This window comes from Moorena sp. SIO1F2, assembly GCF_010672755.1.
Classification (GTDB): domain Bacteria; phylum Cyanobacteriota; class Cyanobacteriia; order Cyanobacteriales; family Coleofasciculaceae; genus Moorena.
In genome coordinates, this window is sequence record NZ_JAAHFV010000021.1 from 1 (window position 1) to 22,501 (window position 22,501).

A 22,501-nucleotide genomic window follows, 5' to 3' on the forward strand; every position below is an offset into this window, starting at 1 on the left:
CTAAGTGCATTAGGTCTAAATCTCTGAGCTTTTGAATCTCAAAATGAGTTACGATTTCAGCTATACTTTAAGCCATACTGTTGAGGATTGTGATAGCATAGCGATGGGGAGAAAGATACCGCTGGGCTAAGTGCATTACGTCATTAGCTGTTAGCTTTTGAATCTCAATCGGATAACTATAGGCTGCTTCTGCTGTAGCAATAATGTTGTAGTAACCATACAAACCAGCAAGTTGACCAGCAGATTCTGTGGAAAAAATATAGTCGTTATAGAGCTGACGTTGACAGCGTTTGATTTCTGTGGTTGACACTGGTGTCTGTTGCAATTGCCACAGGTGTTCCCTAATTATTGCTTCTACCTGTTCTAGGTACTCGGGTTCTAGGTAGGCGGTAATAGTAAACAAACTCGAATCACGCTGTAGAGAGAAGCTACTACCAATGTCTTGCACTAATTGTTTCTCTTCCCTTAATTCTCTTACCAAGCGAGAAGAGCGTCCATCAGCCAGGAGCACAGAGAGTAAATCCAAACCACAAGCATCCCCAAGCTGATCTATCCCTGGTCCGTGCCAAGCCATCAATAGACGTGAGTGCTCCAGGCGAGGCAAGTTTAGTTCCTGACGCCTAATTCCGATAAATGGTGGTTCAGCTATCACCTCTGGTTTAGGACAATCAGTGGGGGAAGGAAAATCTTGAAATGACTGGTTAACTATAGTTAATGCTGATTCTTGGTCAATATCACCTACAATCACCACAGTCATATTTTGCGGCTGGTAATGGCATTGGTGGAAACAGCGCATTTGTTGGGGAGAGTGAGCCATCAAATCCGCTTCAGTACCCAGAATCGGTCTGCCATAGGGGTGACGTTGGTAAACGCTCTCAGAAAGAGCCTGAAATCCCACCCAATCAGGATTATCGTAGCTGCCACGAATTTCTTCTAACACCACACAGCGTTCCCGGACAAATTCTTCTTCAGGAATAGCAGGATGTAAGAGTAATTCTGCCAAGGGAGGCAGGGTGTGTTTTAAGTACTCAGAAGCACTGGTTACGAAAAAATGAGCAAAGTCATGGCTAGTAGCCGCATTCGTTACACCACCGTGGCTTTCAATCACATAGTCAAACACACCAGGAGCAATGGTCTCGGTACCCTTAAAAATCATGTGTTCCAAGAAGTGAGCCATGCCATACAATTCTTCTGGTTCTGCGATCGCACCAGCACCAACCCACACATCCGCCACTACTACTGGTGTAGCGCTTAGGTATTGATGAATGACATTCAAGCCATTGGTCAGTTTGAAAACACTAGCAGGAAACTTTACTTGAGGTAGGGGCTCAGATAACAATGCTTCTAATCTCAATGTGTAACTTTTTACATGATATTACTTAACGTTAATTTTGATTAACCCAGTGTTAAAGATCATGATTACTACTTCACACTTCCCTAAACTAAGTCCCAGGACTGTGTACCTGAATCAGAGCCCCGTCAGCGGTATAGATTTCCATAGGGATATCGGAATTATAGCTAATCCCTTTGAGGGCATCTTCTAAAGTCAATACGTGATTGACGATGCCAGCGTGAGCCTCTACATCACCTCTGACTTGAGCCGTAATGGCTGTTTGTCTGACCTGATACATATAAGTAGGTGTTAATTCTACTTTAATCAGACTTTCATGAATGGTGTAATTACAAACTCGAGTTTCCCCAGTACAGATTTGTTCAAGATCACCACCAATTTGTTTTAACTTTACCTGCAACTGCAACTTGCTTTGAACTGCCTTAAGGGCGTTTTGATAAGGCTCAATTAAAGACTGTGCATTTTTGTGGTAGTACGTAGAGTTTGGAACTTGCTTCACGTAAGTTAAAGCGTTGCGCCAATGAATCGCAGCCACCGACCATTGCTGCTTTCCCTGAGCTTTTTGAGCCAACTGAGCCAAACGTAGTCCCTGATTGTAGGCGTTGGTAGCAATTTTTTCCTGGGTTTTGCGATCGCGCGCCCTGGCCAGATTATTTTTATAGAATTCCTCCAGTCGTTGCTTGTCCTCTTCAACGGTTGTTCCTTTAGGAATTTTGTTCAGACGGTCTAATGCGGTTTTCCAAGTACTATAGACTAGTTGCCATTCCTCTAAAGTCTGGGCTACACCCTGACGAGCTTGGGCAATCTGAGCCGCTTTCTTAGCTGCTTTCATAATCTGATTACCCTGTCTTTCTTTGAGTAATCGCCGATTAACTTCCTCTAAATTGACCTTATATAGCTTAATTTTATGTTGCGCTATAGCATTCAGGCTACTCTCCTTAGGCATTTGTTCAAGGCGGGCAATTGCCTCTCGCCACAGTTTTTGAATTGCTATCCACTTTGATGCCTTATGGGGAGGATTTTTCCCTTTATGACCTGCCCTAGCCGCCATTTGCATGGCTGTCACTAACTGATCTAGGTCTTTACCTCTGACTTGATAGGCTTGAAGCAACTCTTGTGCTGTGTCATGCTTCATTGACCAAAACGGAATTGCTTTGAGTGCTTCAATCGCTGTCTTTAATTGCTTCTGAGCTTCGAGAATCTCCTTTCCCGATTTGGGTTTTTTCAGGGTGTCTGCTGACTTTTTACTCAATAGCTGAGCTTCATTCAGTGAACTACAAGACCCAAATACGCAGGGACGGGTAAAAACATAAAAGCCGCCGGTTAAAAATACTAAACCCAATCCCATGCCCACCACCACCAACAAAAGAAACGTACTTTTAGAATTTCCTTCATGGGGTTGTAGTGTTTCAGGGAATGGCTCATCGGTTTGAGCCTCGGGATCAGAAATTGGTTCGTCCCAAGGATGGGCTGCAACGTCAGAATCCATTGATTGATCGTTGCTTTGGTTAGACTCAGGGGTTAACTGGTTAGAATCCATTGCCTGTAGCAGGAGGAAAGCCAGGGATACCAAAAAAGGTACTTAATCTTAACCCAAAATATCCTCCTATGCTGCCAGTGGTTAGGCAGGAATTGGTGAGATATTAAGGCAACAGTGAGGAATTATAGGGGTTAGGGGGAAATTATGAAGAATCAAAGAAGCAAGCAGTGACATCCTCCGACACCGTCATCTTTGATTGGGTCTAGACTTCCAACCTTACGATTAGACATGCCAAGATCCGCACTTATCTAGAACCATCAACAAACAGCTACCGTGATCTGGCTGCGGCGGTGATCTGGAGTTATCAACTCCTAACTCCTATCATGGATTAATAACTCAGTGATGGCGTTTAAAGCGATCGACACCTGCTTCCCTTCTACCTATTCTACCTAGGGGCTACTGGGGGAATAATTTTCCTGTTTTTAATAACCAATTTCAGGCCGCTTCAGCTGGCAGACACTTTCACGGAAGTGTTTCTACAGCATGGACCAAGTGGCAAAAGATTTGAAATGTCGTGCTTAGGATTGTTCGCGAATCATGCATCTACTAGAATACCAGGCTAAAGAATTATTCCGTGAGATTGGCATTCCGGTTTTGCCTGCTCAACGCATTGACCATCCTACCGACATCAAGGGATTACAGATTCCCTATCCGGTGGTGCTCAAATCTCAAGTATCTACTTATGGAGACAACCCAGCTCGTCGCATCCGGTGTGTAGAGAATACCATCGATGCGATCGCAGCAGCTAGGGCAATTTTCAAACTCCCGATTCTGGGTAAGCATCCTCAAGTGCTGCTAGCAGAATCCCGTTACAATGCTGAACAAGAATTTTATCTAGCCGTGTTCCTAGACTACAACTTGGCCCGTCCTGTGCTATTGGGTTCTTCCCAAGGGCGTATGGAAACCAAAGCCTTGATCACCGATATGCAAAAGGTTGTGGTCGAGCAAAACTTTTCACCCTTCTATGGGCGGCGTCTTGCCATCAAAATGGGACTTCATGGTAACCTGATTGAGTCAGTGAGTGGGATTATTAATAAAATGTACCAACTTTTTGTCCAAAAAGATTTGGACATAGTGGAAATTAATCCCCTCGGTGTTAGCCCGACTGGTGAACTCATGGCTCTTGATGGCAGGATTGCTATCAACGACAAGGCTCTGAGACGTCATCAGGATTTGATCAACTTGACATCGACCATGGCTGACAGTGGATTTTACCAAGAGATGCCCACTAACTCAAGCCATAATTTCAATGGTTGTGATCTCAAAGGTCGTGATCTCAAAGGCAACATCGGGATTATATGCAACAGCATGTGTCTAGCTGCAACAACAGTTGATCTGGTATACCAAGCAAAGGGTAAACCAAGACAGTGTCATCTCGTTCCAACTATCAACTCTAACCAATACTGGCCAATAACCCCTGCTGCCATAGAGGAACTGCAAGAGGCTTTACGAAAACTAACCACATCTGAAGGGATTAAAGTGGTCTTAGTGAATATCTTGAGCAATAGGGCTACCAGCAATGCCGCAGCTGAGATGATTGCCAATTATCTACTGTCTCAAAGTTGGGAAACAGCTGTACTCAATTCAGAGAACCAGGAGCAAAATTCCACCAGTCATCCCCTTAGCTCCCATCACCAAGACCTGTTATCTAAGGGCAAATCTCCTGGATCAGCCTCTGGGATTGAGAGACCTCACCTTGTGATCCGTTTAGTTGGGACAAATTTTCACTCGATTCAACAGCGTTTGGCTCAGCTCCCGGTACACTTTACAGACAACTTAGATGAGGCAGTCAAGCAAGCTGTATCTATTGCCAGGAAAGGCTCACGACGTCCTAACCTAGTCAGCTAGCTGAGTGCGTCAGTGCTCAGTTACGATTCTTTTGTTCCTTATCCTTTTTGATTAGCCAGAGTCTTCTGGCAACTCAAAATGATCAATGATCATTGATCAATGATCATTGACCAATGACAAACAACAAATGACTAAGGATCAATCACCAATTAACTTGAGCAGCGATAGCAAAGTCCTAGTACAAGGTATTACACAACCCTTAGGTTTGTACTACGCTGCCCGGATGAAAGCCTATGGCACCAATGTCGTAGCCGGAGTTAGTACTGGTCAGGGAGGGCAAACCTTACATGGCATTCCTGTATTTGATTTAGTAGAGCAGGCTTGCCATCATGTCGAAGCTGTAGACACAACGATTATTTTTGAAGAATCTTACCAGGTCAAAGATGCTGCCTTGGAAGCGATAGATGCTGGGATAGGGCAAATTATTCTAGTGACTGGTGGTATTCCTCCCTTGGATATGGTAGAATTGATAGCTATTGCCCAAGCTACTAAGACAATTATTCAAGGTCCGAGCAGTTCTGGAATTATTGTTCCAGGAAAAGTTTTGCTAGGGACTCACGAAAGTGAATTTTACACCCCTGGCTCAGTGGGATTAATTACCCGTGGTAGTTATCTGATCTACGAAGTGGCTTTTGGCTTAACTCAAGCCAACCTAGGACAGTCAATCGCGATTAACCTTGGCAGTGAAGCAATTGTTGGTTCTTCGTTTAGCTATTGGCTGGAGGTTTTGGAAAAAGATAAAGCTACAAACGTTATTGTCCTAGTTGATCAGACTGGTGGCGGCTACGAAGACGTGGCCGCCGCTGCCTATATAGCCCAGGAAATCCATAAACCAGTGATTTCCTACATTGCAGGACGTTATACACCAGAGACACAACTAATTAGTAACCCTAGTGCTATGCTATCGACTCACCTACCAGAGGCTATGAGTAATATGACTAAAGTGTCTACGGCACAGGGAAAAGTGGCAGTATTTAAGCAAGGGAGAATCCCAGTAGCCGAACGCCCTTCCCAAATTCCCATCTTGGTTCAAAAGGCTCTCGAGCATTGACAGGCATTGATTCGCCACCCCATTACCCATTGGTCGGATTTACATCATACTTTGCATACTACAAACTGACATGGGTAATGTGGGTTATAACCGGTAACCTACAACCTACAACCTACAACCTTTAACCTACAACTTTTAACCTTGTTAAGCCTAGTTTTTTGCAAAGTATCGTTAAGCGGGCTGGAATTTGGTTGAGATTGTTTACTAGAAAACAATCCTTTGGAAATAAATCGATAAAATAGAGGATGTAGGGTTTATGATAAGACCCAACTAATCGTCGTTTTCAACTGACCTAGTTTAAATTTCAATTAATTTATGGAACTTAGTGGCTCATCTGCCAACTCTTCTGACCCTCACCCATATAGATGGGCAGAAGTCTTGGGTACGGTAATTGCGCTGTTGACCTTAACATTACCTTTGTTGATCATCGCTTACTACTCTTCTTCAAATAACTACGTTAATGTTTTGCCACAACCCACCTACTCGCCTACGAGATTAGAAAATTGAGATACAAGTTTTTTAGATAACCAAAGAAGGATATGTGGGTGCGCTGATTTAAAAACCTTCAATAGCTCAGGTGTAATAGAAAATGCCAGCGTCATGTCTCCTAGGCAATGGCGTAAGGGGGATTCTGTGAAATCTCAGCTTTATAGAAAGTTTGAGTTGAATGGTATACCACTTGCCTTGGCTCCTTGATGATAGTTAACAGCGGACTTGGAAAAGGAGAAAGGGGAATCAGAGGAGATTGGTGTCGTCTCTTTCACCCAGGCTACCTCTGATCAAGCAAAGGGAAGGGAGACAAGGGAAAACCATCAACAATGAACAACAATGAACAACAATGAACAATTACCAGTCTCCGTCGCTATATGCCAGCTTAAGTTGGTAGCCTTCACCCATAACCTTTCACTTTTCACTTTAACTAAATCTCTAAGGCAAAAAAACCTTTAATTTAAAGAGAATGAAAAAAATATAACTAGAAAATAAAAGAGTTTGTAAAGTTGCGGAATTTCCCGGTTTAGGGATTGAAAATTATGTCAATGTGCGTAAAGATTAATTTCGCCTAACTCCATCTTTGGGCGTATTCCCAAAATGATTTTCATCGCAAAAGGATTCTGGCAACACTTAACTAATGTAGGTTTACTGACTTTGGTTTACCTTGGGCTGGCAAACTTAGTCCATGGATTGATTGGAGGGAATACATTAGTACCACCAGTTTGGTCTCCCACAGGAATTACCCAAGCAACCGTATTACTACTAAGGGAGCATCTTTGGTGGTTAACCGAACACCAAGGAGTTTTGCCATCGGTTTCTTGGGGACAATTTTTCTGGACTGTGTCGCCTCAGAGGTTCTGGCCAGTTTCTGGGATCACTGCTTTAGGCTATATCTTGTCAGTATTGCTCTCGATAGGATTGGCACTGTGGTGGCAGCTTCGTCCTTCCCTAGAACGGCGACGAGATGTATTGGGTTTCCTAGGGGTGTCGATGTTTGCCACACTCATCGCTCCGACTGTCAGTCTAACTCACTTACACCTGAGTGGTGAATTTGATGGTAGGAATTTCGGCTGGATGTGGTGGCAATGGTGGTTAGGGGACTTAATGGTGGTTTTAGTCGTAGTACCAGTGTTTTTAGTTTGGTGCTACCTAGTGAAGGAGTTGAAGGTTGGCAGGTTCAAGGTTGAGAAAGTTGAAGAGTCAACCCAAACTAACCTCCAACTGTCTAACCAACAACCGTTAACCCCTCAAGCAAGCATAAAGATAAAGCAAATTATTTTGGTAGCTATCTGGCTGATTTCACTCTTGACAGTGAGTTGGGGAGTGTTTGGGTCGGACATTGCGCCAGAAATGGCAACCTATCCCCTCGCCTGCTTGATATTTCCCTGGCTGATTTGGGCTGCCCTCCAATTTGGTCAACGCCTGACCACCCTAGGCTGCTTGATGGTATCGAGCATTGCCATTGTAGGAACCAGTTTGGGTACCGGACCGTTTCTTGCCAGCACCGGGAACTTGAGCGAAGCAGTTCCCCTACTACAGGTTTTTATGATACTGATGGCGACAATCCCTTTATTCTTGGCAGCGACTACATCAGAACGAAACTCAGCAGCAGAGTTGTTGCGCTTAAGCGTTGCCAAATACCGCAGCATCTTCGAAAATGCTGTCGAGGGCATTTGTCAGACCACACCTGACGGACGCTATATCAGTGCTAACCCCGCACTAGCGAGAATATATGGCTATCAATCACCGGAAGAACTCATAGCAAGTGTCACCGATATTGCCCACCAACTTTACGTTGATCCTCAACGACGGGCAGATTTGCTTCTACAGCTACAGGAAGATGGTGTTGTTTCAGGGTTTGAAGCACAGATTTATCAAAAAGATGGTACTATAATTTGGATTTCCAAAAACGTGCGGGCTATCCGCGATAGTAGTAACTTTCTACTCTACTACGAAGCTACTGTTGAGGAGATCACAGAGCGCAAGCACGCTCAAGAGGCACTCCGTAACCAGAATGAACGGCTGGAACATCAATTTCAAGAGCGAACAGCTACCTTGAGGCAGCTCAATCGACAATTAATCGCGGAGGTTCTTGAACACAAGCGCATTGAGGATGCACTTAGGGAGAGTGAGGAACGGTTTGCTCTGGCTATTCAAGCTAACACCAACGGACTCTTTGAAATCAACCTGAAAACCTATGATCATTACTACTCGCCCCAATTTCTCAGCCTGATTGGCTACCCATTGGATCAAGAGGGACCGACCATTAATGAATTACTGGCGCTGATTCATCTTGAGGATCAAGATCAGGTCAAAGCCATCCTAGATAACCTATGTGCTGGACGAAGTTCTCAGTGGAAACAAAGGTTTCGTCTGCTGCGCAAAGATGGCTCAATTTCCTGGATTCTCTCGACTGGTCTAGTGATCTCAGATGATCAAGGTAAAGTGGTTCGTCTAGTCGGTACCTTTACTGACATTACTGATAGCCAGAGAGTTAAAGCCTTATTAGCTGGACAAAATCGTATCCTGGAAATGATTACCCAGTGGGAGAAGCTGCCAGATGTACTAGACCAACTGGCTCGATTGATTGAGCAGCAATTTCCCAAAATTAGGTGTGCCTTCTTCCTGGTGGACAAAAATGGGGTTAATTTGCGTTATACTGCCGCTCCCAGCCTTCCAGAATCCTACATTCAGGGGATTGATGGTATGGTTATTGGTCCATATATGGGTTGCTGTGGCACTGCCGCCTATTGGCGAGAACCGGTCATGGTTAAGGATATTGCCACTCATCCCCTGTGTCGAAGTATAAGGGATTTGGCACTTTGCCACAATCTCAGAGGGTGTTGGTCTATCCCGATTTTGTCCACTCAAGGGACGGTGCTAGGCACCTTCTCAACCTATTACACTGAACCTCATACCCCAAACCGCGAAGAGCAAGAACTGGCGGATAAGGCCACCCAACTCGCTAGAATTGCCATTGAGCGCTCTGTGGCACAGGAGGATGTGCTCCGTACAAATGCCATGCTCAAAGCGCAACAAGAAGCTGCCATTGATGGAATTTTAGTGGTTGATGAAAATTTTCGGGTGGTTTCCTACAACCACCGTTTCTGTGACTTGTGGCAGACTCCAGAACAGTTGTTTCAAGCCAATCATATTAAAGAATTGCTCAAGCAGGTGAGTTCTCAACTGAACCATCCCGAAGAATTTCTGGCTCAGGTGGACTATCTTCAGGCTCATCCCAAAACAACGAACTACGATGAACTTTTAATCAAGGATGGGCGTATTTTTGACTTTTATTCAGCACCAGTGCTTACCAGTGGTGGGGATTACTATGGTAGAATCTTCTGTAACCGAGATATCACTGAACGCAAGCTATCAGAGGCAAAACTACGGCAGGCGGAACAGAAGTATCGCAAATTAGTTGAGTCAGCTGGTGATGCCATTCTGATGGCAGATGCGGAAACCGGAATCATCCTGGAAGCCAATCAGATGGCGGAACAGATGCTGGGCCGTGGGAGATCTGAAATTATTGGGTTACATCAGAGTAAGATTATTCCACGAGAACGATTCAAAGCCTACTCCCAAATTTTCCAGCAACATGTGGAGGCAGGGGGTGTATTTCAAGTAGAACTGGAATTACTGCATCAAGTTGGTACAACCGTGCCTGTAGAAGTTAGTGGGACTACTTTAGAGCTGCAAGGGAAGACAGTTGTGCAGGGAATTTTTCGAGACATTAGCGATCGCAAACAGGCAGAACAGGCGTTGAAGCAGGCTAAAGTTGAGGCGGAAGTAGCCAATCGGGCTAAGAGTCAATTTTTAGCCAACATGAGCCATGAATTACGTACCCCCCTTAACGGAATTTTAGGTTATGCCCAAATCCTCCAAGAGGAACCTAATCTGAGCGCTACGCAAAAAGAGCAGCTGAGTATTATTCAGCAAAGTGGTCAGCATCTGTTAACCCTACTCAATGACATCCTGGATCTATCAAAAATCGAAGCCAGAAAAATGGAACTGGATGTCAGAGATTTTCAGTTTCCCAAGTTTCTGGAAGGTATTGTGGAAATTGTGGTGATCAGTGCTAAACAAAAAAACATTTCATTCCGTTACGAATTCCTTTCGCCCCTCCCTGAATTTGTCAAGGGTGATGAAATAAGACTGCGACAAGTTCTGATGAACCTTTTGGGAAATGCTGTCAAATTTACAGATACTGGCGAGGTAACGTTTAAAGTTGGTTATTTGGGGTGTTCAGAGTTGAACGTTGATCGGTCTTTAACCGAAAAGCAAGGTACTCAAAAAATGCGCTTTGTCATAGCAGACACTGGCATTGGTATCCCACCAAAACAACTAGCAGAAATATTTTTGCCATTCCATCAAGTGGGTAACACTGACCGTCAGGTTAATGGTACAGGCTTAGGACTATCGATTAGTAAACGTTTAGCGGAATTAATGGGTAGTGAATTAAAGGTTAAAAGCACTGTAGGTCAAGGTAGTATTTTTTGGCTAGATTTAGATTTACCAGATGTTTCCCAGGAACAACAAGGAGGACAAGGAATTGTAGAATCCACTAAGGAAGAGAAAGCTGAAGAGGTTATGCCTGTAGCGCCATCGCCAGAGAAAATCTCCGTTCTGTATGAACTCGCCATCATCGGTGATATTAGAGGGATCCAAGAGGAAGCTAATTTGATTGAACAGTTGGATGATAAATTCATCCCCTTTGCTCAAAATTTGCGTCAATTATCAAAAGGCTTTCAAGAAAGACAAATACTGGAATTTGTTGGCCAGTACATGGATAAAAAATACCGCGAATAACCTCGGGAACAAAATAATTTAAAAAATCGATAAACTGAGTTGAAAAAAATTACCAAAATTTTGTAAAATAAAGCAATTAAAATGATTGTTTAATCCAGGAATAATTTATTATATTTTTAGGGGTGTATTTTTAAGGTTTATTTTAAAATGTCAATAACTATTTTTTTTTGGAGATGATATCCGATTAGTTGGACTTTTATAATTAGCCATTGATTAGCGACAAACCCCAATAACGAGTTCATGTGATTATGAATATTTCCTCAGTAACTCAAACTACTAATTATTCCTCTTCCAGGAAAATTACCCTAACTGAGAGCTATAACAAAATTGGCTATAAAGGTGTAATTGTGATTGTTGATGATAGTCCGACTAATTTAGGGGTGATGTTTGAGTTGTTGAGCAATTCTGGCTTCAAAGTCTTAGTCGCTCAAGATGGCTATAGTGCCCTCCAGAAAGTCAACTATACTCAACCGGATCTAATCTTACTGGATATTATGATGCCCGGAATTGATGGGTTTGAAACTTGCCGTCGCTTGAAAGCTCAAGAGTCAACTAGAGACATCCCAGTTATTTTTCTGACGGCTCGTACTGATACTCTCGAAAAAGTTAAAGGTTTCAAACTCGGTGCAGTAGATTATCTCACCAAACCAGTGCAGCAGGAAGAAGTAAGAGCGAGAGTCAACACTCACTTGAAACTCGGGCGTTTACAAAAGCAACTACAAGAACAAAATTTTCAACTTCAACAGGAAATCAAGCAGAAACAAGAAGCTGAGCATAAATATCGCAGTATATTTGAAAATGCCACTGAAGGCATTTTTCAAGTTACACCAGAAGGACAATTTATCACCGCTAATCCAGCACTCGCAAGTATTTTGGGCTATCAGTCGCCAAAAGAACTGATTAATCAAGTCACCGATATTGGGACACAACTCTACCTCGAACCGATGCGTCGTGACGATATATTAGCCCTAATCCACAAAGAAGAAACCTTATCAGACGTTGAGTCCGAGGTCTATCGGAAAGATGGTATGGTAATTTGGATTTCGGAAAATATACGAGCAGTCAGAGACAATTTTGGTGATTTACTCTACTACGAAGGGACAGTTAGCGACATTACAGAGCGAAAAAAATATGAAGATGAACTTCGTCGTGCCCGAACCCAAGCTGAGCTTTTGCTGCTTAATATCTTGCCCCAACCGGTCGCAGAACAGTTAAAAAAAGGAGAACGTACCCTGGCAGAAAGTTTTGAAGATGTAACTGTTTTGTTTGCTGATTTAGTTGACTTTACCAAACTCTCAACCCAAACCTCTCCCACCGAACTGGTCGAAATTCTGAATGTAATTTTTTCAGAGTTTGACCAACTAGCTGAGGAGCATGGTGTGGAAAAAATTAAGACGATTGGTGATGCTTATATGGCTGTTGCCGGTCTGCCAAAACCCTGCAAGTATCATGCGGACGCGATCGCTAAAATGGCATTGGATATGCAAAAATTAATTGCCCAGTACAATGCTCAAACGAATCAAAATTTCCGTCTCAGGATTGGCATCAACAGTGGACCAGTGGTGGCTGGGGTAATTGGAATCAAAAAATTCAGCTATGATTTGTGGGGTGATACGGTAAATATGGCTAGCCGTATGGAATCTCAGGGTATACCAGGTGGCATTCAGGTTACAGGTACAACATATGAAAAATTAAAAGATAAGTACCTGTTTGATAAACGGGAACCGTTTGAAGTCAAAGGCAAAGGGAAAATGACTACTTATCTGCTCACAGGTCCATTAGCAATGGGTAATGGGTAATGGGTAATGGGTAATTGACCTAACTATACATGAGTTGACCCTTGACGGATTTCTTTAGTTCAGCCTTTAGATCAGCAGTTTAGCAACACCCTAAATTAAACTAACCCATGGAAAAATAACCCAGATTGAGCAACCTGTGCTACTATCTGGGAAAATCCTCCTAGCTGAGATCACCAATGGGTAAGGTTCTGGTGTTAAACGCCTCCTATGAGCCGCTCAACATCACCAACTGGCGACGGGCAGTTGTCTTGTTGATCAAGGGTAAGGCAGAGCGTATCGAACATAACGGCAAATACGTTTACGCAGATTTTCCACTGCCTACAGTGATTAGACTGCGCCATTACGTCCGGGTACCCTACAAAGAGATTCCCCTGACCCGTCGTAACATCCTGCACCGTGATGGTCACTCTTGTCAATACTGCGGCTACAGCGGTGATGACTTAACGTTAGATCATGTAATTCCTCGTTCTCGCCATGGAGGTGACTCCTGGGAAAATCTTGTTACAGCTTGCGTGCGCTGCAACGTCAAAAAAGGGAATCGCACCCCTAAAGAAGCCAACATGATGTTGCGAACCCAACCCCGGAGACCTTATAGTAGTCTCCACTTTGAAATTGCTAAAGACTTAAAAACTGGACGGCATCAGGAGTGGCGGAAGTATGTGATTGGTGCTTAGTCCGCTAATTCATCCCACGATTAATGAAGCCAAAAGGGGGTTGAGCAATGGCTAATGAGTAATGGCTAATGAGTAATGACCAATGGCTAATCACCAATGGCTAATGACTAATGACTCATAACTAATGACTAACAATTTACTTAACAGTGGTGCATCTAGCTTAGATTCAGAACAGGTTGATGCTAAAGCGCAACCGTCATCTACTCAAGATGTAAATCCTTCCGTGGGAAATTCCCAAACAACAAGGCGGCAGTCTACATCAGGTTCAAAAGTACATTCAAAAGTACAACAGTTCCAAGAGACTCTAGAGCGTCATCAAAATGAGCGGCAACTGATCATCCTACAAGATTTCCCTGACCCAGATGCTCTCTCTAGCGCTTGGGCTTACCAGCTGATTGCCCAGGAGTATAATATCCAATGCGATATTGTCTATGCTGGGACCCTCTCTCACCAGGAAAACATTGCCCTGGTTAAGCTGACTGGTTTACCAGCCAAACGCTCCAGTGTCGAGACCACAAAAAATCAAGATTTATCGGTGTATCAGGGCTATGTGCTGATTGATAACCAGGGTACAACCACCCAGCTATTACCGATTGTTACCAAGGCGAATATTCCTCTAATTGCCATCTTTGATCATCACAGTAGTCAAGGGGAGTGGAAAGCAGAATTTATTGACCTTCGTCCTCAAGCAAGAGCCACCGCGACGCTATTAACCCATTACCTTCAGGCTGGGTTACTACAGCTCGATAGTAGCATTAGTGAACATATCAAATGTGCGACAGCTTTGATGCATGGTCTGCGCTCTGATACTAATATGCTGATGCAGGCTCAGGAAGAGGATTTCTTGGCAGCTGGATATCTGAGCCGCTTCTATGACACTCAACTCCTTAACGCTATACTCAAGACATCTCGATCTCGTCGAGTGATGGATGTTATTGAGCGATCGCTTAAATATCGCATTCTCCAAGATAACTTCTCTATGGCTGGTGTGGGCTATCTTCGCTATGAAGACCGGGATGCTATTCCCCAAGCTGCTGACTTTTTAGTTACTGAAGAAAATGTTCACACTGCTGTGGTTTACGGGATTGTTTACGATGAAGACCAAGAATTAGAAGTGGTGATTGGTTCCTTGAGAACCAATAAGTTAACCCTCGACCCTGATGAATTTATCAAAGAAGCTTTCGGTCAAGACAGTCATGGGCGTTTCTTTGGTGGTGGACGCATGATGGCTGGTGGCTTTGAAATTCCGACGGGATTCTTGAGTAGTTTTAATGACAAATCGGAGTATGCCAAGCTCAAGTGGGAGGTGTTTGATACCCAAGTCAAGCAAAAACTACTGCGGTTAGTTAATCCCCAGGATACGGTTATCTAGAGTGACATACTCCCACACTGAATCCAAGATTAAAGTGTAGGCTTCTTACCAACTCCACCCAACGGTTAGGATACTCGGTAAGCTTTATTAACGATACGGTCAGAAGTTACCGCAAGAAGAGTGGAGCCTTTATGGTTAGCAGGCTATGCATAAAAGGGTTAAAACTTTATGATTAAGGCTCCACTCTTCTAAGGTTTCGTCTCCGGGATGCCCCTCCGCACGCCTTACAATACAATAAGTTCTGTTTTTGATTAGTAGGTGGCGGTTAGCTCTTAATTTGTCTTCCCTACTCTCTCTAGTATAAACTATATAAACGTTTTTGGGTTCCCTACTTGTTGAAAACTCTGTCCGCGATTCATATCAAACTCAATGTTAAGCCATGAGTTTGATATGAATCGCTTTTGAAGTTAATTAATAGCCAATGATGAACTCAGGAGTATTTTAAGTGTAGCGATCGCATTTTAAGCTACTGTTAACAATCAGCCCATGGAACTCTACTTAATTCGCCACGGTATTGCTGCTGAGCGAGGCACCTACAACAACGATCGAGAGCGGCCACTGACCAAAATTGGCCATGAAAAAACTAGTAAAGTAGCAAAGGAGCTCCATAAACGAGGGCTAAACTTTGACCTAATCTTGACTAGTCCATTGGTCAGAGCTAAGGAAACCGCTGCTATCCTCCAAGATGTTGGTTTAGGCTCATTGGTTGAAGAGTCGGATAGTCTCGCTCCTGAGGGTGACATTCACCAATGGCTCAGCTGGCTACAGCAGAGGTGGAGAAAGACTGATGTTCAAAGACGTTTGGCTCTAGTTGGTCATCAACCGGATTTAGCTAATTGGGCGGAAATGTTGGTGTGGGGAGTATCCGATCAAAAACTAGTGCTAAAAAAAGCTGGAGTAATTGGGTTAAAGCTTCCTAATACTGGGAAGCCCTTCGGTCGCAGTGAGCTATTCTTGCTGACCTCACCTAAGTGGTTAGTATAGCAATCTTTCAGGGTTGATGGGGTTCGGAATCTCCCCCGATTCATGAGTCAGATAAGTTAAAGAGTACTAGAGATTAATCGTAGCACAAAAAAGTAATAATCTTTGTAGCACGGAAGACTTAAGAAAACTCGCGGAATTCCCCACCTTCTTTCAAGGTGGGTTTGAAGTTACCGTAAGGTAGGTTCGCCAATCAGCGTAGGCAGATTATGCATAAAAGGTAACGGTCTTTTGTAATCAGGCTCCAAAACAATCAGGTTTCGTCTCCGGGATGGATAGCGATACGACAATCTATGACGATTCGTGCTAAAATGAATATGGTTGCTGACCCGCCTGACTGTCTAAAAGGCTACCTTACAAACGGTCTTATCCGGTTAGTAATGACCTGAAGGTATACAAAGTACTAGCAGAGATCAGGGAAGAGACAAGCCCCAGCTGGTTAGCCATAGATGCTGTAATTCCAAGGTGAGTCTGTCGTAAAACTATACGTCTGCGGAAGGCGGATGTCTGCCAGTGGACGCTGAGTAAGACCAATTCCAGCAGGCGCGCGCCTCCTAGGCCGCGAGCAATCCCTCGCGGCCTAGGGTCGCGCCTCTGGTTGAGGCGTCGGCGGATGAAGCGGGAAACCCTAAAGACGAATAAAACCGTCCCTGAGTTGACCTGAAAGTTGGAATCCCCAACCTCAGCTGATCAGTTTGGGGTACTTCACCCACTAATCTCTGGTAAGTTACCCTGAGATGACTGAAGATTCTGTAGGTAATAACCTGGTTGACTGACAAAACTATTCAACAGCGTAGTGGTACGTTTGTATTTTGAACTTATGCTGATAGCTTCGTTTCTCATGTTGCTTGCGCGAAGCCATAGTTGGGTCAGGATCATGATTACTGGTGAAACGGACTCGACGAATAAGTCTCCAGCCATTCTCGCTCATAAGATTTGACCCAATCTATGCCAATGCGAAAATAGCTGTTGCCCCGAAACCAGTGGGTGTCTACCCACCGACGTTTACCCGTTTCTACCACCTCAACACCAAGCGGCTGTGACGTATAGAGTGGCCACTGCCAGGATAAACCATAATCGTGATAGAGCTGAGACGGAGCGAATTTCTGACTTTTGCACATTCCAGCCGTTGGATTGGTCATCCAAGAAATTTTCCTCGATATCAAACCGCAAACCATATTCTTGAAAAGTTTGGAGGGTCGTCTTTTCATTGCTGACAATCGCCCAAAACTCACCATTGATATTGTTGCAACCGAAGATCAGATGAACCGAGCCATACCAATGCTCCTTGTGAATCCTGACATTATGAAAACACAGGGCTTCACCGGGTTTGAAGTGGAAATCTTTGAGCTGACACCAACCTTTACCGGCTCGCCAAATCCAGGTGTCTTTTTTCAGACGAATCCGATAATGCCAACCCCATTGATTGGTCATCGCTTTCATCAAATCGGTGTGGATAAACCCTCGATCTGCTAGTAATACGACCTTAACCCCTAAAGGTAAACGTGGGATGGCTTGTTGCAGCATCTCTCGATAATCGTTGAATGCAACCGTGGCACTGGGATGTTCCATCACTCGCCACACTACGGGCAAGGCACGTCCGGTGATGGACTACGACCAATCGCACCAGGCAGTACTTATCCCAAAACAGCGAAGTGTCCTTGCCTTAGATAAATACAATCGTCTTCCCAATCTGCTAAGGCTGCCTGGATCAAAGGTTTATACAATCGTTCGCGTAGCGTGGCCTTTTGGCCATGGATGTTAATCCGGGCATTATACAGCCAACGCTGCATCCGACGCTGTTTGCTTTGGGCATATTGGCCGAACCATGGGACGAACGGGAATCCAACGGGTCAAATTTACCTCCCCTGTCTGGATCAGGGCAGACACCATCCATAAACAGGTTGTCAGGTGGGTCAGATGTGCCCACTCACACACAGGTTGATCTATCCAGCTCTTCAAGGCATTGTATAGACGGGAGTTTTTTTCACAGCATTCCAAGGGTATGAGTGGTTTCTGTCCGAACGAATGCTGGCTCCCACTCACTTTAGTCAAGAGCGGCTATCTCTCTCGAGATAAGTATTTGAGCACTTTTGACTTCATTTTTTGTCAGTCAACCAGTTCTGTAGGTAATAACATGATAGCTTGCGAGTACCAGCCAGGTTTAGAAGGCATTCCAGCAGCTCAATCCAGTATCAGCTACGTTGATGGGCAGAAGGGAATACTAGAGTATCGTGGCATTAGGATCGAAGAACTCGCATCAAAAAGTACTTTCCTAGAAGCCGCGTATCTACTGATTTGGGGTGAGCTCCCTACTAAGAACGAACTTTATGAATTCCAGGAGGACGTTCGCCTCCACCGACGGATCAAGTACAGCATCCGGGACATGATGAAATGTTTTCCAGAAACTGGTCATCCGATGGATGCTCTACAAGCCTCTGCTGCTGCTTTGGGTCTGTTTTACTCCAAGCGGGCTTTAGACAATCCACAATACATTCGGGGAGCCGTGGTTCGCCTGTTGGCTAAGATCCCTACCATGGTAGCAGCATTTAAGCAGATGCGCAAAGGGGACGATCCAGTACGCCCTCGGGATGATCTTGACTATGCAGCTAACTTTCTGTATATGCTCAATGAGGAAGAGCCCACTCCCCTAGAGGCTCATGTCTTTGATGTTTGCCTGACACTCCATGCCGAACATACTATCAATCCCTCTACTTTTTCGGCTCTGGTGACTGCTTCTACTCTTACTGACCCCTATGCAGTAGTGGCATCAGCGGTGGGAACTCTAGCTGGTCCGTTACACGGAGGGGCGAATGAAGAAGTGATTACCATGTTGGAAACCATCGGCTCAGTGGAGAATGTCCACCCATACTTGGAGGAGCGCTTGCAGCGCAAAGAAAAAATTATGGGTTGCGGTCACCGAGTCTATAAGGTAAAAGACCCGCGAGCAACTATACTTCAGAACTTAGCGGAACAACTGTTTAAGGAATCTGGCACAGACAAGTACTACGACATTGCTTTGGAGTTGGAAAAAGCAGTGGAGGAAAAACTGGGTCACAAGGGGATTTATCCTAATGTGGATTTCTATTCCGGCTTAGTTTACCGGAAGCTGGGTATTCCGAGTGACTTGTTTACACCAGTGTTTGCGATCGCACGGGTTGCAGGTTGGCTAGCTCACTGGAAGGAACAGCTAGCAGTCAATCGAATTTTTAGACCTACTCAAGTTTACACTGGCACTCACGATTCTCCCTATATTCCTATCGAAGCTCGTTAGTCGTTAGTCATTAGTTATTAGTTATTGGTGATTTGGGCGTTGGTGATTCTTGAGGTTTGTCCACAAAGCTGGGAGCTAGCGCATATACCCAGGAAAATAAGAATTACCAATTACCAATTACCAATTAACTAATGAAATTTCCGTTAAGAAAAAAATTCAATAAATTTATAATTTGGATATTAATAGGAGTGGTGCTGTTGGTAGGAGTTAACATTATCATTCCTGCCCCTCGCCATACCCCAAAAACCACCAATAAAATTCAAGGAATTTGGGTAACTCATGTCGGTAACAACTTTCTCTCCTATATAGGACAAACTGACAATGTATTTCACCAGTTATCTGGTCTGAATTTTAATCGAATTTACGTTGATGTTTATAATGGTGGAACTACCTATCCTAGTAACTATTCCCTCAAAAATAACCGGATTACCTTACCCTTCACCGACCCCCTAAAAGCCGCCATTAAAGAAGGTGAACGACAAGGATTAAAAATCTATGCTTGGTATGAGCATGGCATGATGCTTCATCTTAATTCAAAATTTGCTAAGCAGCATCCCGATTGGCTCCTGAAGACATCAACAGGAGAAAAAGCTATCGATCAACATCTGTGGCTAAATCCAAACCACCCAGATGTTCAACAGTACTTCATTAATTTATTTACTGAAGTGGCTAAGAACTATCCCAACCTCTATGGTATTCAACTAGACGATCATTGGGGCATTCCAACTCAGTTTGGAAATCACGCCAGAGTGATGACAGAATTAACCCGTAAAATTTACCAAGCTGTTAAAAAAAATAACCCTAATTTAATTATATCTCTTTCCCCCAACTCCCCAAGTTTTTCCTACAGAAAATATTCTCAAAATTGGTTGTATTGGGTACGCCAAGGCTTGATTGATGAAGTGATCGTCCAAATTTATCGCAAGACCAGCCAAGAAGTAATCAATACTCTAAAATCTTCTGGTTTACGAGAAGCTAGTTATTACGTTCCGGTAGCCGTAGGTATCTACAGTGGAGAATTCTATCGCCCTAAGCCCATCAATGAACTCAACAAGCAGATAAAAATAGCCCAAAACTCTGGTTATGGTTATTCTCTTTTTTGTTGGGAATCTACCTATAGTCCATTTCGTCATGTAAAACCAGAGCACAAAGAAGCGTTTGTTAAAACTTACTTAGGCACAAAGAAGCTTTTATTTAAATTTATAAGGTTTCTGAAACTATTAGTTTAAGTAGTTAGGTATAGCAAAGGGAACAGGGAACAGGGAACAGGGAATAGGGAATAGGGAACAGGGAGCACAATTATCTCAATTCCTACAGGGATTGCTATATCAGCTCTCAGCAGTTAGCTAAAAACTAAACCCATTCGTTATGGATTAGGCGAAACTATTTACTTAATTTACTATTTTTGACCCATTTATCACTTTTATCCTCTTGCCTTGTCTATAGATACAGGACTTACGCACATAATCCATGGGTAGGGTGGGCAAAACCTTGCCCACCCTACAGGTAGCGTTAAATTGAGGGATTTGCGTAAGTCCTAAGATAAATCCTCAAAACCCATTAAATTTTAAATTTAGTAAAATTTTATTAAGTTTAATTAAGGCATGCCCTACCATGAAGCAAAACCTGATTGAAGGGAAGGTGAGCTCCCAGCTAACCCGACTAACGATACCCATGATTTGGGGAGTGTTTGCAGTTATTGCTTTCAACCTGATTGACACCTATTTTGTCGGACAACTGGGAACCAAACCCCTAGCAGCTATGAGTTTCACCTTTCCGGTGGTGATGACTTTAGGTAGTCTAGCCATGGGGTTGGGGGTGGGAGCATCCTCTGTGATTGCCCGTGCTATTGGAGAGGGCGATCTCCAGAAAGTGCGGCGACTGACAACAGATAGCCTAACCCTGTCTCTGCTAGTAGTAGCACTGTTCACGTTCCTGGGATTAGCAACTATCGATCCCCTATTCACGGCCTTAGGAGCTGATGCCGATGTGCTACCACTGATTCGTAGTTACATGCAGATTTGGTATTGGGGAATGATTTGTCTGGTTATCCCGATGGTGGGTAACAATGCTATCCGCGCTTCCGGCAATACTGCTATTCCCAGCGTGATAATGACCGTTGCTGCATTCGTCAATATTGCCCTCGATCCAGTATTAATCCTCGGACTGGGAGGATTTCCTCGATTAGAACTGGCAGGGGCAGCGATCGCAACAGTAATTTCCCGCGCCACCACCCTAGTTGTAGCCTTGTGGTTTCTCAACAATCGGCTGCAGATGCTTTGCTTCAACCTGCCCAAGCTGAGAGTAATTTTAGAATCCTGGAAAAAAATTCTCTATGTGGGTTTGCCTGCTGCTGGAACCAGCATGGTATTTCCCATATCTATTGGTGTGATCACTGGGTTGCTAGCTGGTTACGGAACTATAGCAGTAGCAGGTTTTGGCATTGCCTCACGAGTAGAATCCTTTAGCCAGATTGTCCTAATTGCAATCTCTGCCAGCATTGGACCGTTTGTAGGGCAAAACTGGGGGGCGAAAAAATACCTCCGTGTCCATCAAGCCTTGCGTCTAAGTTTCCTATTTTGCTTATTTTGGGGAGTGCTAGTAACAGTGATTCTTGCTGCCACAGCTCCTTGGTTAGCCTCCCTGTTTAACAGCAACCCAGAAGTAATCACAATTACCGCCACTTACCTACTTATTGTTCCGATTAGCTATGCCGGAGCAGGCGTGATTCTAGTTGCCAGTTCCACCTTTAATGCCTTAGGTAAACCCTTACCATCAGTGGTGATGATGGTGACTCGGATGCTGGTGCTTTACATACCACTGGCCTATCTAGGCAGTCACCTATTTGGCGTGAATGGTATCTTTGCCGCTGCCTGTATTTCTAACCTAGCTGTTGGTTTAGGGGCATATATCTGGAATCAAAAAACTTGTAATATCAAAACTGTTTCAGCATTGGAGAAAAAATCAGTTTCTGCTGGCATTGGTCAGCTTTGAGGTAAGCGATCAGCTATCAGCTTTCAGCTTTCAGCTTTCAGTTATCAGCGATCAGCGATCAGCGATCAGCGATCAGCGATCAGCTTTCAGCTTTCAGCTTTCAGCTTTCAGCCAAAGGCTGACTACTGACCACTGACGGCTGACAGCTGTTCCCGTAGCGTGGGTGGAACAGGCTTCTAGCCTGTGATAAGTGCCCATAGGCTTACCTTCTGATTTCACTGCTTCCAGCTCCAAAGCTCCCTAAAAACATGTACCTCACCTAATTTAAAAGCGCTATATAAAACAATAGTGTTCCGCAGGCTGCAAAACCTTATGC

At 44.1% G+C, this 22,501-nt stretch carries 14 protein-coding genes; 10 read left to right on the forward strand and 4 right to left on the reverse strand.

All coding sequences use genetic code 11. The annotated features are described in order from the left end of the window. Window positions 1-67: 67 nt before the first annotated feature. Complete coding sequence (locus F6J94_RS04530; RefSeq protein WP_293037314.1) at window positions 68-1,339, reverse strand: pitrilysin family protein; 1,272 nt, start codon at window positions 1,337-1,339, stop codon at window positions 68-70. A gap of 103 nt (window positions 1,340-1,442) precedes the next feature. Further along, complete coding sequence (locus tag F6J94_RS04535) at window positions 1,443-2,840, reverse strand: hypothetical protein (RefSeq protein ID WP_293037320.1); 1,398 nt, start codon at window positions 2,838-2,840, stop codon at window positions 1,443-1,445. Window positions 2,841-3,428: 588 nt separating this feature from the next. Here F6J94_RS04535 and F6J94_RS04540 point away from each other — a divergent pair. The 7 genes from F6J94_RS04540 (at window position 3,429) to sixA (ending at window position 15,920) form a co-directional block, all read left to right on the forward strand. Next, window positions 3,429-4,739 carry an ATP-grasp domain-containing protein gene (locus tag F6J94_RS04540; RefSeq protein ID WP_293037326.1) on the forward strand — a complete coding sequence of 437 codons (1,311 nt, stop codon included), beginning with the start codon at window positions 3,429-3,431 and terminating at the stop codon, window positions 4,737-4,739. A gap of 127 nt (window positions 4,740-4,866) precedes the next feature. Further along, a complete protein-coding gene (locus F6J94_RS04545; protein ID WP_367142164.1) occupies window positions 4,867-5,790 on the forward strand; it encodes a CoA-binding protein in 924 nt (307 codons plus the stop codon). A gap of 1,089 nt (window positions 5,791-6,879) precedes the next feature. Beyond that, window positions 6,880-11,091: a PAS domain S-box protein gene (locus F6J94_RS04550; RefSeq protein ID WP_293037332.1), complete on the forward strand. Its 4,212-nt coding sequence runs from the start codon at window positions 6,880-6,882 to the stop codon at window positions 11,089-11,091. Between the two features lie 248 nt (window positions 11,092-11,339). Continuing rightward, window positions 11,340-12,890, forward strand: coding sequence for an adenylate/guanylate cyclase domain-containing protein (locus F6J94_RS04555; protein ID WP_293037337.1), 1,551 nt, complete (start codon window positions 11,340-11,342; stop codon window positions 12,888-12,890). A 176-nt stretch (window positions 12,891-13,066) separates the two neighbouring features. Continuing rightward, window positions 13,067-13,564, forward strand: a complete 498-nt coding sequence (locus F6J94_RS04560; protein WP_293024617.1) for an HNH endonuclease — start codon at window positions 13,067-13,069, stop codon at window positions 13,562-13,564. Window positions 13,565-13,688: 124 nt separating this feature from the next. Beyond that, window positions 13,689-14,936: a bifunctional oligoribonuclease/PAP phosphatase NrnA gene (locus tag F6J94_RS04565; protein ID WP_293037342.1), complete on the forward strand. Its 1,248-nt coding sequence runs from the start codon at window positions 13,689-13,691 to the stop codon at window positions 14,934-14,936. 486 nt (window positions 14,937-15,422) lie between these two features. Then, complete coding sequence (gene sixA, locus F6J94_RS04570; RefSeq protein WP_293037345.1) at window positions 15,423-15,920, forward strand: phosphohistidine phosphatase SixA; 498 nt, start codon at window positions 15,423-15,425, stop codon at window positions 15,918-15,920. A gap of 1,020 nt (window positions 15,921-16,940) precedes the next feature. Here sixA and F6J94_RS04575 read toward each other — a convergent pair. Together F6J94_RS04575 and F6J94_RS04580 are read right to left on the reverse strand one after the other, a co-directional pair. After that, on the reverse strand, window positions 16,941-17,501 hold the full coding sequence (locus F6J94_RS04575; protein ID WP_293037428.1) for a transposase: 561 nt from the start codon (window positions 17,499-17,501) through the stop codon (window positions 16,941-16,943). A 53-nt stretch (window positions 17,502-17,554) separates the two neighbouring features. After that, window positions 17,555-17,710, reverse strand: a complete 156-nt coding sequence (locus tag F6J94_RS04580) for a hypothetical protein (protein WP_293037348.1) — start codon at window positions 17,708-17,710, stop codon at window positions 17,555-17,557. Window positions 17,711-18,054: 344 nt separating this feature from the next. Here F6J94_RS04580 and F6J94_RS04585 point away from each other — a divergent pair, with 344 nt between their 5' ends. The 3 genes from F6J94_RS04585 (at window position 18,055) to F6J94_RS04595 (ending at window position 22,185) form a co-directional block, all read left to right on the forward strand. Beyond that, the gene (locus F6J94_RS04585; protein WP_293037352.1) at window positions 18,055-19,191 is read left to right on the forward strand and encodes a citrate synthase; all 1,137 of its coding nucleotides are present in this window, start codon (window positions 18,055-18,057) and stop codon (window positions 19,189-19,191) included. A 131-nt stretch (window positions 19,192-19,322) separates the two neighbouring features. Continuing rightward, window positions 19,323-20,420, forward strand: a complete 1,098-nt coding sequence (locus F6J94_RS04590; protein WP_293037357.1) for a family 10 glycosylhydrolase — start codon at window positions 19,323-19,325, stop codon at window positions 20,418-20,420. Between the two features lie 385 nt (window positions 20,421-20,805). After that, a complete protein-coding gene (locus F6J94_RS04595; protein ID WP_293037361.1) occupies window positions 20,806-22,185 on the forward strand; it encodes an MATE family efflux transporter in 1,380 nt (459 codons plus the stop codon). Window positions 22,186-22,501 lie beyond the last annotated feature (316 nt).

Bases quoted from the DNA above. Each gene is read 5' to 3' on its own strand.
- F6J94_RS04535 (WP_293037320.1), bottom strand. From the start codon at position 2,840: ATGGATTCTGACGTTGCAGCCCATCCTTGGGACGAACCAATTTCTGAT.
- F6J94_RS04540 (WP_293037326.1), top strand. From the start codon at position 3,429: ATGCATCTACTAGAATACCAGGCTAAAGAATTATTCCGTGAGATTGGC.
- F6J94_RS04545 (WP_367142164.1), top strand. From the start codon at position 4,867: ATGACTAAGGATCAATCACCAATTAACTTGAGCAGCGATAGCAAAGTC.
- F6J94_RS04550 (WP_293037332.1), top strand. From the start codon at position 6,880: ATGATTTTCATCGCAAAAGGATTCTGGCAACACTTAACTAATGTAGGT.
- F6J94_RS04555 (WP_293037337.1), top strand. From the start codon at position 11,340: ATGAATATTTCCTCAGTAACTCAAACTACTAATTATTCCTCTTCCAGG.
- F6J94_RS04560 (WP_293024617.1), top strand. From the start codon at position 13,067: ATGGGTAAGGTTCTGGTGTTAAACGCCTCCTATGAGCCGCTCAACATC.
- F6J94_RS04565 (WP_293037342.1), top strand. From the start codon at position 13,689: ATGACTAACAATTTACTTAACAGTGGTGCATCTAGCTTAGATTCAGAA.
- sixA (WP_293037345.1), top strand. From the start codon at position 15,423: ATGGAACTCTACTTAATTCGCCACGGTATTGCTGCTGAGCGAGGCACC.
- F6J94_RS04580 (WP_293037348.1), bottom strand. From the start codon at position 17,710: ATGCAGCGTTGGCTGTATAATGCCCGGATTAACATCCATGGCCAAAAG.
- F6J94_RS04585 (WP_293037352.1), top strand. From the start codon at position 18,055: ATGATAGCTTGCGAGTACCAGCCAGGTTTAGAAGGCATTCCAGCAGCT.
- F6J94_RS04590 (WP_293037357.1), top strand. From the start codon at position 19,323: ATGAAATTTCCGTTAAGAAAAAAATTCAATAAATTTATAATTTGGATA.
- F6J94_RS04595 (WP_293037361.1), top strand. From the start codon at position 20,806: ATGAAGCAAAACCTGATTGAAGGGAAGGTGAGCTCCCAGCTAACCCGA.